Raw genomic sequence first — 13764 nt, forward strand, 5'->3', positions numbered from 1 at the left:
TGGGAGAGCCGCATGACCATCACCCCGCTGGACAGCAGGATCTCGGCCGGGCAACGGCCGCCCGGCACCCGCGCCCACCTGACCTCACCGGTGACCCAGGCGGCGCTGCGCATCCAGAACTCCGTCCTCGCCGGCAGCCGTGAATACCTGAGCACGCTGGGCTTCCAGGAGATGATGCCGCCCATCATCGGCCCGGTGACCGACCCCGGCGTGCGCGGCGCCAAGCAGATCGACGTCGACTTCTACGGGCACCGGTACAAGCTGATGACCAGCGTCATCCTGTACAAGCAGGCGTCGCTGCTCGCCTTCGACAAGATCTTCTATGTCGCGCCGAACGTCCGGCTCGAACCGCTCGAGACCGCGGGCACCGGCCGGCACCTGGCCGAGTTCACCCAGATCGACGTCGAGGTCGCCGACGCGAGCCGGGAAGACATCCTGGACCTGCTGCAGGGCCTGCTACGGCACATCGTCCGGCACGTGCTGCGGGAGAGCAAGGCCGACCTGGCCGCGCTCGGCCGCGACCCGGACGTGTTCGAGGCGCTGCTGCGCGAGGAGTTCGAGCGGATCAGCCACCCGGACGCGGTCGCGCACCTGCGCCGCCTGCAACACCTGCAGAGCACCGACTCCGAGATCGACTGGGAGGGCGAGCGGCTCATCTCCGAGCAGACCGACCGGCCGTTCTTCATCGTCGGCTACCCGAAGGGCTCCCGCGGGTTCACCGACGGCGAGTCGAGCACCGAGCCGGGCGTGCTGCGCAACTTCGACCTCATCGCCCCGGACGGGTTCGGCGAGCTGTGCAGCGGCGGCGAGCGCACGTACGAGTACCGCCGGCTCATCGAACGCATGCGCGAGACCGGCGAGAACCCGGCCAAGTACACGTGGTACCTGGACCTGGCCCGGGAGGGCCTGCGCCCCAGCGCCGGCTTCGGTCTCGGCCTGGAGCGGGTCACCCGCTACCTGGCCGGTCTGGACGCGGCCTGGCAGGCCAACGCCTTCCCCAAGCTGCCCGGGATCGTGTCGCCGTGAGCGGGATCCGGGCGCCGCAACTGCCGGAGGCGGCGATCCGGGCGCGGGCCCGCGACGCCACCGCGGCCGCCTTCCCCGACCTCACCGAATACGGGCACTCGCTGTTCGGCGCGACCCCGGGCCCGCCGTCCGGCGACGAGCTCGACCTGGCGCGGATCGTGCCGCCGGTGTTCATGCCGCGGCGGCTGGAGCGGATGTTCGACCTCGGCCGCGAGCCGCTGCCCGGCGACGCCGTCCTCGGCTGCGAGATCGGCGGTTTCCAGGCGCCGCTGCCGGTCTTCCTGTGCGCGTTCGGCTCCACCCAGGTCGCCGGCCGCGGCCTGGGGGTCGACGCGAGCGAGCAGGCCGGCCGGCTCGGCATCCCGATGGTCATCGGCGAGAACGTGGTGCCGATGCACGGTTACGGCCGCACCGCAGACGATCCGCCGCCGGACGGTGGCCTGCTGGGCCGGATCCGGGCGTACGCCGACGCGGTGCCCGACGGGCTCGGCGGCGTCGTGGTCCAGCAGAGCACCGAGGACGCCGATGCCGAGGTGTGGAACCTCGTCTACAGCGACCCGTTCGCGACCCGGCTGCTCGACAGCGGCCGGCTCGCGTTCGAGCTGAAGGTCGGGCAGGGCGCCAAACCCGGGCTCGGCGGGATGACGGTGATGTCCCGTGGGGCCGCCGCCGCCGTGTCCGAGCAGTACGCCATGGACGAGGCGTTCGGCCGGGACACCGGCATGGTGCTGCGGTGCAGCAGCCCCGGCACGTTCACCGAGGAGATCCTGCGCCAGCAGGTGCACCTGATGCGCAACAACTATCCGCGGGCGCGGGTGTGGGTGAAGCTGCACCCGGGTCGCGACGTCGGGCACGCCGCCGAGGTGGCCTGGGCCGCCGGGGCGGACGCGGTCACGGTCGACGGCGCCGAGGGCGGCACCGGATGGGCGCCGTCGGTGTTCCTGGAGCAGGTCGGCCTGCCGCTGGCCGAATGCCTGCGCCGGGTCGGCAAGCACGACGCGTCCCTGCTGGTCTCCGGCCGCGTCTGGGAGGGCAGCCGGGCGCTGAAGTGCCTGGCGATGGGGGCGTCGGCGGTCGGGCTCGGACGGGCGGCCCTGATCGCCGTGGACGAGGACGCCGCCGACGGGCTGGTGCGGCTGGTGCGCTGCCTGGAGCTGGAGCTGCGGCTGCTGCTCAGCGCGCTCGGCAAGTACGACATCCATGAAGTGACCGAGGACGACCTGTGGTTTCCCGGCAAAGAGGAGTCCCGATGACGATCAACTATGACGGCCGGACGTTTCGCGCGGTGCACGCCGACCCCTCGCTGCCCGCGTCCTCGGCGGTCTACCGGCAGAAGGACGACCTGGTGTGGGCGGAGTTCGGCGGTGGCGAGATCCGCCGGGGCTCGCTGACCGGGCTGTGCCGCGGGGACGGCGTGGTCGAGTTCGCCTACACGATGGTCCTGGCCGACGGCGCGGTGATCTCGGGGCGCAGCGTCAACACCCCGGAGTTCCTGCCGGACGGCCGGATCCAGCTCAACGAGGAATGGGAACGCTACGGCTCGCACGCCGACCGGGGGTTCTCCGTCATAGTGGAAGTCCCATGATGACCAGGGTGGGTCTCGTGCTGACCGGCGGCACCGTGGGGGCCCGGCGGACCACCCGGGCCGGCGAGACGGTGGTCAGCGTGGCCGCCGACTCGCCCGGCCCCGGCCTGCTCCGTTCGGCCGTCCCCGCGGGACACGACATCGAGTTCGCGACGCTGTCGACGCTCGCGCTCGCGTCGGAGGACATGCGGCCCGACGACTGGCGCAGGATCGCCGGCGCGGTGCGCGCGCACGTGGCCGCGGGCCTGCGCCGGGTGCTCGTCCTGCACGGCACCGACACGATGTCCTTCACCGCCGCGGCGCTGTCGTTCCTGCTCGCCGACCTCGACGTCACGGTCGTCATCACCGGCTCCAACGTGTCGCCGGACCAGGAGCACTCCGACGCGCGCAAGAACATCCACGACGCCCTGGTCGCGCTGCTGGAGCTGCCGCGGGGCGCGTACGTCGTGTTCGCCGGCGGCGAGGACCTGCCCGGCCTGGTCCACCTGGGCACCCAGGTGCGGAAGGTCCGCATCTGCGGGCAGTCGTTCGAGTCGGTCAACCGGGGTCCGGTCGCGAGGATCCACGACGGCGCGCTCACCTGGATCGACCGCTGGCGGCCCGGACCTTCCGGCGCCGACCCGCGCGGCGACCTGGATCCCGGGGTGCTGTCCTTCCGGCTGTATCCGGGGCTCGACTTCGACGCGATGCGGCACGCGCTGGAGACCGGCGGGCAGCGGGCCGTCGTCATCGAGCTGTACGCGGCGGTGACCGGGCCGAGCTTCGCGCTGCCGGAGTTCATCCGGAAGTGCCGGGACGGCGGGGTGAACGTGTTCCTGACCGCGTCCGCACCGGCGGCGGAGGACCTCAGCGTCTACGACTCGTTCGTCGCGCTGCGCGAGGCCGGCGGCCGGTACCTGCCGGGAATGATCCCGGAGACGGCCATCGTGAAATGCATGTGGGCGCTCGGGCAGACCAGGGATCCCGTCTCGGTCGCCGCGATCATGTCGACGCCGGTCGCGGGTGAGGTCACCGGCTGAGCGCCGCTACGCGAGCACGTCGCCCCGCGCCGCGAACGACAGCGCGTTGGCCCGCACGCGCGGCGGCAGGTTGGCGCGGCCGAGGTTCATCCGCCGGGTCACGATCGTGTCTGCCCCGGGTTGCTCCGCCGTCGGTACCGGTACCGGCACCGGCACCGGTGCCGGGGCGGCGTGCGGCGTGCTCATGGCGAACGCGCGGACCAGGGCCGACATGCCGTACCGGCCGGTGCTGTCGGCCCTGGTGAGCAGCCCGCTGTCCACCAGTGACTCGAGGAGCTCGTCGGCCGCGTCGACACCGGTGCCCATGCTGGCGGCAAGCGCGTCCGCGGTGGTGCCGGCGGCGACGAGCTCGTGCAGGGCCTGCCGGGCGACGGGCGCGAGACGGCGGTAGGCGGCGGCGAAGATGTCGCGCACCTTGACGTCGCCGACGCTGAGGCTCGCCATGACCCGTTCGGCGTCGGCGAGCGCCCCGGCCAGTCCGGCCACCGTCCATTCCGGCCGGGCGGCGATCCTGCGGCCGACGACGCTGACGGCCAGGGGCAGGTCGCCGCAGAGCTCGGCGAGCGCGTCGGCGGCGTCGAGCTCGGCCTGGATCCGCTGCTCCCCGGCGAGCCGGCCGATCAGGGTCAGGGACTCGGGCCGGGTGAACGCGCCCAGGTCGATGCGGTGCACGCCGTCCAACCCGAGCAGCCGGGCCCGGCCGGTCACCACGATCAGGCTGGAGGTGGACCGGCCGAGCAACGGCCGCACCTGCCGTTCGTCGGTGGCGTTGTCCAGCAGCACGAACAGCCGCCGCTGCGCCAGCATCGTGCGGAACAGGCCGATCGAGGTCGCGTCGTCGGGCGCGTGCGCGGGGGGCACGCCCAGCGCGTGCAGGAACCCCTGCACGACACCGGCCGCCGACGACGTGGCGGCGCTGAGGTCGGCGTAGAGCTGCCCGTCCGGCAGCGCGGCGGACAGCTCGTCGGCGAGCCGGAGCGCGAACGCGGTCTTACCGGCCCCGATCGGCCCGCTGATCATCAGCGCCGGACCCGCGTGGGTGGCCGCGTCGACCAGGGCCTGATCGCGGCCGACGAAGGTGCTCGAGCCCATCGGCAGCTGCGCCGGCCGGGTCGCCGCCGGTGCGCTCACAGTCCGGTCCACCGTGGACGGTGCACGCGGCGGGGCGTCCTGCTTCTCCGGCGGCGGCGGGGTGCCCTGCGCCACCGCGAGGTCGCGCCACCGCCGCTCCCAGACCGCCGGCTCGCCCCCGCAGGCGGCCACGAAGGCGAGGGTCACCGGCAGCGACGGCAGCCGGTGCCCGCTGGCGGCGCTGGAGAGCACCGACGGCGCGAACATCGCCGACCGCGCGAGCCGCCGGTAGCTCGGGTTGCCCGCCCGGCCGCGCAGCGCGCGCAGGTCGGAGGCGAACTCGCCGATCGGGTCCTGCACGCTGTCCAACGGTCGTTCCGGCCTACCCATCGCATTTCTCCCTTGTGAGGCAGCGTGCTCAGTTCTGCCCGCACGAGGTATCGGCCCGGCATCACCGCGCCAACCGGCCGTGATAGCGCCGCCGATAGCGGCGCGATAACAGCGGCGATAGTCCCGCGATTACCGCCCTTCCTACGTTGTCGTCACCAGCCGGAACGAACGAAGGAATGGCCCGCCATGCGTGCTTTCACAGTCGCCAGAATCATTTTCGCCGTCACCGTCGCCGCCGTTCTGGCGATCGGGGCGGGCGTCGCGGACACCGGCACCTCCACGTCCGGCGGCGCCTTCGCGGCCGGCGGCCCCAGCACCAACAACAACCCCTGGGACTGATCCCGGTGCGTCAGCGCCGAGCGGTGAGCGTTGCCAGCAGCCGCTCGGCCTGGCCGCGCTCGGGTTCCATACTGCGGTCCTGGAACGTCGCGATCGCGCGTTCCAGCAGTTCGGCGGCCGCGGCGGGTTCACCGATCCGGTCCATCAACCGGGCGAGGTCGAGCCGGATGAGCGCCGCGCCGCCGTGGTCCAGGACCTGCTCACGGACCGTGAGGCCCCGCACGTACATCTCCCGGGCCTGCGTGAAGCGTCCCAGCTCGGTGTTCACCTGGCCGAGGTTGCGCAGCAGGTGACCCTCGCCGATGACGTCGCCGCTGCGCCGGACCATGGCCAGCACGTCGGTCAGGATCTGCTCCGCCTGCGCGCTCTCGCCGCGCTCGGCCAGGACCTGGGCCATCCGCCGCAGCGCCTGCGCCTGACCGCCGACGTAGCCCGCCGAGCGGTAGATGTCGAGCGCCTCCTCCAGCTCCGCGTGGGCGATCGCGCTGTCGCCGCGGCGCATCCGGATGTGCGCCCGCTGGGTCAGCACGGACGCCCGGCCCACGACGTCGCCGACCAGGTCGAAGCCCCGCAGCGCCTGCTGGTAGCTGTCCAGGGCGGCGTCGTCGGCGCCGCGCTGCCGGTCGAGCAGGCCCAGGTCCCGGTGGCACATGGCCAGCCCGTGCCGGTCGTCGAGCTGCTGGAACAGCGCCTGTGCCCGGGCCAGGACGGCCCGGGCCCGGTCCGGCTGGCCGCGGCTGATGTGCAGGGTGCCGACCGAGCCGAGCAGCACCGCGGTGCCGCGGAGGTTGCCGGCCCGGTCGGTCGCCTCGAGGGCCTGCCGGTGGCTCTTCTCCCACTGCTCGTGATAGCCGCGCGCCTCGAACAGGGTCACCAGCGTCGCGGCCAGGTCCCAGCACAGTTCGTGGAGCTGCTCCGCGGCGGCCTGCTCGACGGCGGTGCAGAGGTTGACGTGCTCGCTGTCCATCCACTCGAGCGGATCGGCGAGGACCTGCTCCACGTATCCCGGCGGGGGCTGCCATCGCGGCGCGCTGCCGTGCAGCACCGTGAAGTCGCCGCCGTAGATCCTGCGGTGGGCCTGCTCGGCGATGGCGAGCCAGCCGCCGAGCATCCGTTCGCGGGCGGCCACCCGCACCATCGCGTCGTCGAGCGCCACGAGCTGCTCACGGGCGAACACCCGGATGATCTCGTGGAACCGGTATCGGAACTCGCCGGTCGGCTCGACCGCGACGGCTTCGAGCATCTGCACGTCGACGAGCGGCTCGAGCAGGTCGGAGGGGAACGGCCGGTGGTCGTCGACGGCCGCGCCGGCCAGCCAGCCGGGCATGCTCGGCCCCTCCGCGAGGCTGAGCAGCCGCAGCAGCGCCCGCGCGGACCGGTCCAGCCCGTCGTGGGTCAGCGACAGGCTGGCCCGGATCGTCATCTCGCCGTGCGCGAGCTCGTCGAGGCGGTGCCGCTCGTTGGCCAGCCGGTGCACCATCGACGCCAGGGACCAGTGCGGCCGGGCGGCCAGCCGGGCCGCGATGATCCGCAGGGCCAGGGGCAGCCCGCCGACGGTGCGCACCAGCGCGACCGCGGCCTGCGACTCCTTGGCCACCCGCCCGGCGCCGATCACCCGCCCGAGCAGTTCGAGGGCCTGCGCGGTGTCGAGGATGTCCAGCTCCAGCTGGTGCGCGCCGGGCAGCGCGGTCAGCCGGACGCGGCTGGTCACCAGCACCGCGCAGCTCGCGCTGCCGGGGAGGAGCGGGATGATCTGCTGCTCCGACGCGGCGTCGTCGAGCACCACCAGGACCCGCCGCTGGGACAGCAGGTTGCGGTACATCTCCGCGCGCTCGTCGAGCGTGTCCGGGATCATCGGACCGGGAATGCCCAGCGCCCGCAGGAACCGGCCGAGCACCTCCACCGTCTCGACCGGCACGGCCCGGGTGCCGCCCAGGTCGCAGTAGAGCTGGCCGGTCGGGAAATGCTCCCGGCCGAGCCGATGCGCGATGTGCCTGGCCAGGGTGCTCTTGCCGACACCGGGCATCCCGACGATCACCACGACACCCATGGCCCGCCACGCGTCCGCGCCGGTGAGGATCTCCTCGGCGGCGTGGATGAGGTCGCCCCGGCCCACGAAGTCGGCGGTGTCGGCCGGCAGCTGGTGCGGCTGTTCCACCGGCGGCGGGCTCGGCACGACCGGCGCGGCGGGCTCGATCGGGCCCTGACCGGGCAGCTCGTGCAGCGCGGCGTCCCCGCCCAGGATGGCGGCCTCCAGGCTGCGCAGCTCGTCACCCGGGGTCAGGCCCAGCTCCTCGATGAGCAGGTCCCGGCCGGTGCGGTACACCTCGAGCGCCTCGGCCTGGCGACCGGAGCGGTACAGCGCCAGCATGAGCTGGCCGCGCAGCCGCTCCCGCAACGGATGCTCGTGGACCAGCCGGCCGACCTCACCCACCAGCTGGTGGTGCCGGCCGAGTTCGAGCTCCAGGTCGAGGTAGGTCTCGATGGCGTTGAGGCGGTCCTCGTCGATCCGCAGCGCCCTGGCCCGCAGCGCGTCGCTGGGGATGCCGGTGAGGAACGGGCCACGCCACAGCGCGACCGCGGACCGGAGCCGCTCCGCCGCCTCCGCCCTGGCGCCGTTGCCGGCGAGCACCCGCGCCTCCGCGACCAGACGGTTGAACACGTGCAGGTCGATCGCGTCGTCGGTGGCGCGCATCAGGTAGCCGGGGGACTTGGTCGCGATCGACGCCTGGATCCCGGCGTCGGCCAGATTCCGGCGCAGCCGTGACACGCAGATCTGGACCTGGGTCCGTGCGGTGTCCGGCGGCTCCTCGTCCCAGATCAGGTCCACCAGATGGCTGCTGCCGACGACCCGGTTGATCTCCATCAGCAGCGCGGCGAGGACCACTTCCTGCCGGCCGGGCGGGACCCGGACCGGCCCGTCGCGGCCGGTGACCTCCAGTGGTCCGAGCACCCTGAAGTCGATCCGCGCGCGCTCCGGCAGCCCCACCACCGGGGAACGATACCGTATCTCCACGGTGACGGCGCCCTCACAGGAATTGGGGAACGTTGATGTAACGGTCGCCCCCCAATCGCCAGCTGTCTATCAGGCAAAGGACACTCGATTCGGCCCGGACGAGGGTTGTGCGAGTGTGATTGGTGCGTTACTGGCGTCGAGTCGTGCATTCCTGTGCTTGTTGTTGGGCGACAAATGGCTTTGCGTAATGACATCAGTCGATCGGCTACCTGGCGTCGGCCGGTCCGTGGTGGTCAGCGGTGGTCGGCCGCCGGGTCGATGCCGGCCGGGAGCAGCCCGGAGCCCTGCCGCCGGCGCGCCACCCGTGCGCCGGGTTGGCTGATCATGAAATCTCTCTAAAGAAACTTGTCTATTTCGACGGATGTGCCCATCCTGGGTCCGTTCGTCCGTGTGGCAACGATGTCATACGGGTCCATGCATTCCTTCCGCCAAGGGAGTGTCCTTGAAGACGTTCTTCCGACCGAAACGGTTCCTGCTCATCGGGGCGGCCGTCCTGCTGGGCACCGCCGCGCTCAACATCCCGAACTCCCTCGCCGGCACCGCCGCCCGGGACGGCGGCTCGACCGCCATGCCGGCCAACGACGCCGCCCGCGGGCTCGTCTACGACGGTTTCCGGGCCGGGACCGGCCGCTGCAAGGGCATGATGGAGGTCAAGAGCATCCCCGGCGCCTGCACGCACGGCCCGGACGCCACCTTCCCGGGCATGACCGTGTCCGAGTCCGTCGCGCCGCTGCCGGCGAACCTCGCGGCCGCCGGGACGGCGGCAGCCGCCGTCGTCTGTGACGGCGACGGGCAGAGCGGCAACCGGGTCCAGGTGCTGTACGTGCGCGGCTCCGGCAACGCCGACCGCTACAACCAGTACCTCGCCTCGATCCGCACCTGGACGCAGGGGGTCGACGACATCTACAGCGCCAGCGCCGCGCAGACCGGCGGCACCCGGCACATCCGGTTCGTCACCGACAGCGGCTGCAACATCGCGGTCACCAACGTGGCGATCGCCAACAGCGCCCTGAGCGACTTCGGCAACTCCGTCAACGCGATCAAGGCACTCGGCTACAACCGCACCGACCGCAAGTACCTGATGTACGTGGACGCCACGGCGCTGTGCGGCGTCGCGTACGTGACGCTCGACGACCAGCCGGGCCAGAACAACGCCAACAACTCCGGCGCGTCCTTCAGCCGGGTCGACTCCGGCTGCTGGTCTCCCGGCCCGGCCGCGCACGAACTGACCCACGCCATGGGTGCCGTGATGAGCTCGTCGCCGAACCACACGGCCTACGGCCACTGCACCGACGACTACGACATCATGTGCTACAACGACGGGCCCGGCACCTCGGTCCGGATCGTCTGCGCCGACCAGGCCCAGGACAACCGCCTGGACTGCAACAAGAACGACTACTTCAACACCAACCCGCCCGCCGGTTCCTACCTCGCCACCCACTGGAACGTCGCCAACAACCGGTTCCTGATCAACGGCGGCAACGGCGGCGGCGGTGCGAAGACCGGGCCGCTGACCATGACCGGCGTCGGCAAGTGCGTCGACGTCAACGCGGCCGGCACCGCCAACGGCACCCGCATCCAGATCTGGTCCTGCAACGGCAGCGCCGCCCAGCAGTGGACGGTGCAGGGCGACGGCTCGATCCGCGCGGTCGGCAAGTGCCTCGACGTGGCCTCGGGCGGCACCGCCAACGGCACCAAGCTCCAGCTGTGGGACTGCAACGGCACCGGCGCGCAGCAGTGGACCTACGTCGCCGCCAGCCAGGCACTGCGCAACCCGCAGTCCGGCCGCTGCCTGGACGACAACGCCGGCAGCACCACCGACGGCACCCAGCTGCAGATCTGGGACTGCAACGGCTCCAACGCCCAGCGGGTGACCCTGCCCGCCTGACCCGGCGATCCGGCGGCCCGGTGCACCACCTGCCGGGCCGCCGGTCTCCGCCACCCAGCGGGTGGGGTGGCGCCGCAGACCTACCCTCAGCGCATGGCGGGTCTGGATCCCCGGAATCTCGGCGGCGTGCGGGAACTGGTCGCGTACGCGGCGGCCGTGCTGGTCGCGTGGCTGACCGCGCTGCTGCTGCGGGCGCTGCTGCGCGGCAGTGGCCGGGTCGCGGAGCCCGAACCGGGTCCAGAGGACGTCGCCTACCTGACCGGCGGCCCGTGGCAGGCCGTGTACGCGGCCGTCGCGGCGCTGAGCAGCACCGGCAGCCTCCTCGCCGCCGGCGGCCGGATGCACGCCGGCGGCCCGCTGCCCCGCGGCGCGGGTGAGGTCGCCGCCGCCGTCCATGCCGCGGCCCGGACCGGCACCCAGGTCAACCTGCTGCCGGCGCACCCGGCTGTCCGCGCCGCGCTGGACCGGGCCGGCGACCGGCTCCGCGGGCAGGGTGCGCTGCTGTCGCCGGGCCGGCGCCGGGCGATGGGCCTCACCACGGTGCCGTTGTTCGTCCTGGCGGTGTTCGGCGCGGTGCGCTTCGGGCTGAACCTGCCCTCCGACGACAGCGCGGCCGCAGCCGCCTCCGTGCGGAGCCTGCTCACCCTGGTCTGTGCGATGCTCGCACTGGTCACGGGCATCGTGGTGGCCGTCCGGGCGCAGATCCGTAACCGGGGCGGCGACCGGCTGGTCCGCGACCTGCGCCGCCGGTACACCGCGCTCGAACCACGGCGCAACCTCTCGCTGGCCGGCAATGGTCCGGCCGCGGCCACGCTCGCCGTCGGGCTGTTCGGCACCGCCGCCCTGTGGACCGCCGACCCGGCCTTCGCCCGCGCCGCGGACGTGCCGCAGCAACGGGCCACCTCGGGCGGCGGCTACGGTGGCGACGGCGGGTACCAGAGCGACAGCGACTCCAGCTGCAGCACCGGTGGCAGCTGCGGGAGCAGCTGAGCTCAGCCGGGGATCAGGGTCGCCCGGGCGGCGCCGTCGAGCGGGGTGAAGTCGTAGGAGTCCTCGCCGTCGGCGGTCATCGCGTAGGCGGAGTACCCGCCGGTGGGGACGGGTGGAGCGGCCGTCGCGGGGTGGCGGGTGAGGTACGTCCACGCCGTGTCGACCAGGCGGACGCAGGCGATCCCGTGGGCCTCGGCGAACTGGAGGGCGCCGCTCTGGAAGCCGGTGGCGGCCACCACCACGCCCTTCTGCGCGCCCGTGGACTGGAGCTTGGCGAGCAGGACCTGCACGTCGGACCGTTTGACCGGGTCCTTGTGGCGCTTGCACTCGAACAGGATCAGGAAGTCCATGCCGGCCAGCCGGAAGCGGGCCGTGACGTCCATGACGTAGGTCCCGTCCAGCCCCTCGACCGGATCGAGGTGGTTGACGTTCCAGCCGACCAGGTCGAGGTCCATCGACGTGGCGATCGCCGCGACCGCCTCCTCGTAGGCCTTCGGCGTGACGTCGAACGCCGGCCAATGGTCTTCCTCGCCGGCCACGAAACCGTTGCTCACAGCGGACACGGTACGGGGAACCGCCGGCCACGCATCGACTGGCTAGGATGCCGTGGGTGGCGGTTGACCGGGGCGCGATGATCGATCTGGAGCACGAGGCGCACGAGCCGGTCGCGCAGTGGAAGCTCCGCGACCACGGTCCCCTGGGCATGGCGGTCGCGATCCAGGTCGGCACGGCCGGCGACGGCTGGTACGTGCGGCACCAGGCGTTCGGTGGCCGGCGCTTCGCCGGCAAGGAGGCCGCCTGGCAGGCGGTCCGCGGGCTGATGGGACAGCACGACGGCAGCTGGGAGCGGGTCGACGTCGACGCCGGGCCGTTCGCGGTGCTGTGCCGCCCGGACGGTTCGCGGACCCTGTACGACACCTACGACGACGCATCGCTGCACGCCGCCTGGGGGCACCGCCAGGACGAGCGCTGGGACGCCTACCTGGCCGCGATGGGCGCGGGCGACACGCTGCGGCGCACCGAGACGCACTCGCTGCTCGAGGGGTTCATCGAACTGGTCAGGTATCGCGACCCGGTCGACGGCACGCAGCGGTTCGCGGTCTCCACGGCGGTCGAGTCGGGCTGCGACTGGCGGGTGGTCGACTACCGCGAGCGCGGTCCGGCCGAGGCGGAGTACGAGGACGAGGTGTGGTCCAACGTCAACCCGGAGCTGCCGTACCGGTCGAGCGACATCGTCGACGTGCCGGTCAGCCGCCGGTCCAGGCCGCCGCACGGCCTGAGTGTCACCGCGTGCGGGGTGGTCGGCGTGACCGACGAGTTGCAGTACCTGGGCCTGCTGCCGCCGCGGATCAGCTGGCCGCGGACACCTCCGGCGGCCGGACCGCCGCGCCCGGTGTGCGGCATGACGGCCCGGCCGAGGGGCTGGGGACCGGCGGCGGTGGACGTCCGCGACGTCACCCCGGCGGCGTGGCGGGAGGCGGCCGACCCGCCGCCCAATCACCTGGCGCTGGCCGCTCTGCCCGACGGGCGGCACCTGCTCGCCGTGGCCGAGGACGCCGCGGCCCAGGTCTGGAGCACCGGTGACGGTCGCCGGATCCGCACGGTCGCCGGGCACACCGACCGGGTGCTGTCCGTCGCGTTGACCGCGCTCGCCGACGGCGAGGTGGTGCTGGCCACCGGCGGGCAGGATCACGTGGCCCGCGTCTGGACCGTCCGGGACGGCGCACCGGTCGCCGAGTTCACCGGGCACCACGGACCGGTCAACGCCGTCGCCTGGGCCTGCCCGCCCGGCGACGTGCCGTGGCTGATCACCGGCGGCGACGACGCGACGGTGCGCGTCTGGGACGTCAGGACGCAGGAGACCCGGGCGGTCCTCGAGGTCGGCGAGCGCAGCGTCGACCTGGTGTGGTCGGTGGCCGCGGCCGTGCGGTCCGACGGGCACGTCTGCGTCGTCGCGGGCGTCGACGACGCGCGCAGGTCCACCGTGCACGTCTGGGACGCGACAGCCGGCGCCGCGACGCACGAGCTCGGGTTCGAGCGGGCCGGATCCGGGGTGCAGCCGCTGCACGTGGCGGTGGCGACGCTCGCCGACCGCTCGTTGCGGGTGGCCGCCGCCGCGGGCGACGTGGTGCGGGTGTGGGACGGCCACACGGGTGAGGTGGTGCGGACCTTCCCGGCGCCGGGGCGGGACGCCGACGGCGTCGCCCTGGCCGTGCTGCCCGACCTTCGCGTGGCCGTCGCCGCGACCGGCGGACGGCAGACCATGGTCTGGGACGCCGAGTCGGGCGCGCCACTGGCCACCGTGGACCACGCGGCCGACGGCTGGCCCCAACCGGTCGACCTCCTCGCCCGGCCGGACGGTGCGCTGCTGCTGGCGACCGGCCGGGCGAGCGACCCGCCGGCCCGTGTCCTGCGGCTGAGCCCGCGCTGGTAGCGGCCG

Annotated in this window: 11 protein-coding genes; 8 read left to right on the forward strand and 3 right to left on the reverse strand. The window is 73.2% G+C overall.

Going from position 1 to position 13764, the window contains the following annotated elements:
• Positions 1-12 precede the first annotated feature (12 nt).
• The 4 genes from Dsi01nite_RS59025 to Dsi01nite_RS44270 are packed head-to-tail and all read left to right on the forward strand — an operon-like array spanning position 13 to position 3630.
• The gene (locus Dsi01nite_RS59025) at positions 13-1026 is read left to right on the forward strand and encodes an asparagine synthetase A (RefSeq protein WP_203852493.1); all 1014 of its coding nucleotides are present in this window, start codon (positions 13-15) and stop codon (positions 1024-1026) included.
• The gene (locus tag Dsi01nite_RS44260) at positions 1023-2279 is read left to right on the forward strand and encodes a glutamate synthase-related protein (RefSeq protein WP_239136627.1); all 1257 of its coding nucleotides are present in this window, start codon (positions 1023-1025) and stop codon (positions 2277-2279) included. Before Dsi01nite_RS59025 ends, Dsi01nite_RS44260 begins: the two co-directional genes overlap by 4 nt.
• On the forward strand, positions 2276-2611 hold the full coding sequence (locus tag Dsi01nite_RS44265) for an avidin-fold protein (RefSeq protein WP_203852449.1): 336 nt from the start codon (positions 2276-2278) through the stop codon (positions 2609-2611). Before Dsi01nite_RS44260 ends, Dsi01nite_RS44265 begins: the two co-directional genes overlap by 4 nt.
• A gap of 8 nt (positions 2612-2619) precedes the next feature.
• A complete protein-coding gene (locus tag Dsi01nite_RS44270) occupies positions 2620-3630 on the forward strand; it encodes an asparaginase domain-containing protein (RefSeq protein WP_203852450.1) in 1011 nt (336 codons plus the stop codon).
• A 6-nt stretch (positions 3631-3636) separates the two neighbouring features.
• On the opposite strand, the gene Dsi01nite_RS44275 is transcribed toward Dsi01nite_RS44270, so the two are convergent.
• Entirely contained in the window at positions 3637-5091 is a 1455-nt protein-coding gene (locus Dsi01nite_RS44275) for an AAA family ATPase (RefSeq protein WP_203852451.1), read from the reverse strand.
• Between the two features lie 186 nt (positions 5092-5277).
• Here Dsi01nite_RS44275 and Dsi01nite_RS44280 point away from each other — a divergent pair, with 186 nt between their 5' ends.
• Complete coding sequence (locus Dsi01nite_RS44280; protein WP_203852452.1) at positions 5278-5430, forward strand: hypothetical protein; 153 nt, start codon at positions 5278-5280, stop codon at positions 5428-5430.
• Between the two features lie 10 nt (positions 5431-5440).
• Here Dsi01nite_RS44280 and Dsi01nite_RS44285 read toward each other — a convergent pair whose 3' ends face one another.
• Positions 5441-8422: an AfsR/SARP family transcriptional regulator gene (locus tag Dsi01nite_RS44285; RefSeq protein ID WP_203852453.1), complete on the reverse strand. Its 2982-nt coding sequence runs from the start codon at positions 8420-8422 to the stop codon at positions 5441-5443.
• 466 nt (positions 8423-8888) lie between these two features.
• Here Dsi01nite_RS44285 and Dsi01nite_RS57850 point away from each other — a divergent pair, with 466 nt between their 5' ends.
• Together Dsi01nite_RS57850 and Dsi01nite_RS44295 are read left to right on the forward strand one after the other, a co-directional pair.
• A complete protein-coding gene (locus Dsi01nite_RS57850) occupies positions 8889-10334 on the forward strand; it encodes a ricin-type beta-trefoil lectin domain protein (protein WP_239136628.1) in 1446 nt (481 codons plus the stop codon).
• 93 nt (positions 10335-10427) lie between these two features.
• Entirely contained in the window at positions 10428-11324 is an 897-nt protein-coding gene (locus Dsi01nite_RS44295; RefSeq protein ID WP_203852454.1) for a TIGR04222 domain-containing membrane protein, read from the forward strand.
• Between the two features lie 2 nt (positions 11325-11326).
• Here the strand turns inward: Dsi01nite_RS44295 and Dsi01nite_RS44300 are convergent, their stop codons facing one another.
• Complete coding sequence (locus Dsi01nite_RS44300; RefSeq protein WP_203852455.1) at positions 11327-11878, reverse strand: restriction endonuclease; 552 nt, start codon at positions 11876-11878, stop codon at positions 11327-11329.
• A 56-nt stretch (positions 11879-11934) separates the two neighbouring features.
• On the opposite strand from Dsi01nite_RS44300, the gene Dsi01nite_RS44305 reads away from it, so the two are divergent.
• On the forward strand, positions 11935-13758 hold the full coding sequence (locus Dsi01nite_RS44305; protein ID WP_203852456.1) for a WD40 repeat domain-containing protein: 1824 nt from the start codon (positions 11935-11937) through the stop codon (positions 13756-13758).
• Positions 13759-13764 lie beyond the last annotated feature (6 nt).

The organism is Dactylosporangium siamense (assembly GCF_016862795.1).
Lineage (GTDB): Bacteria > Actinomycetota > Actinomycetes > Mycobacteriales > Micromonosporaceae > Dactylosporangium > Dactylosporangium siamense.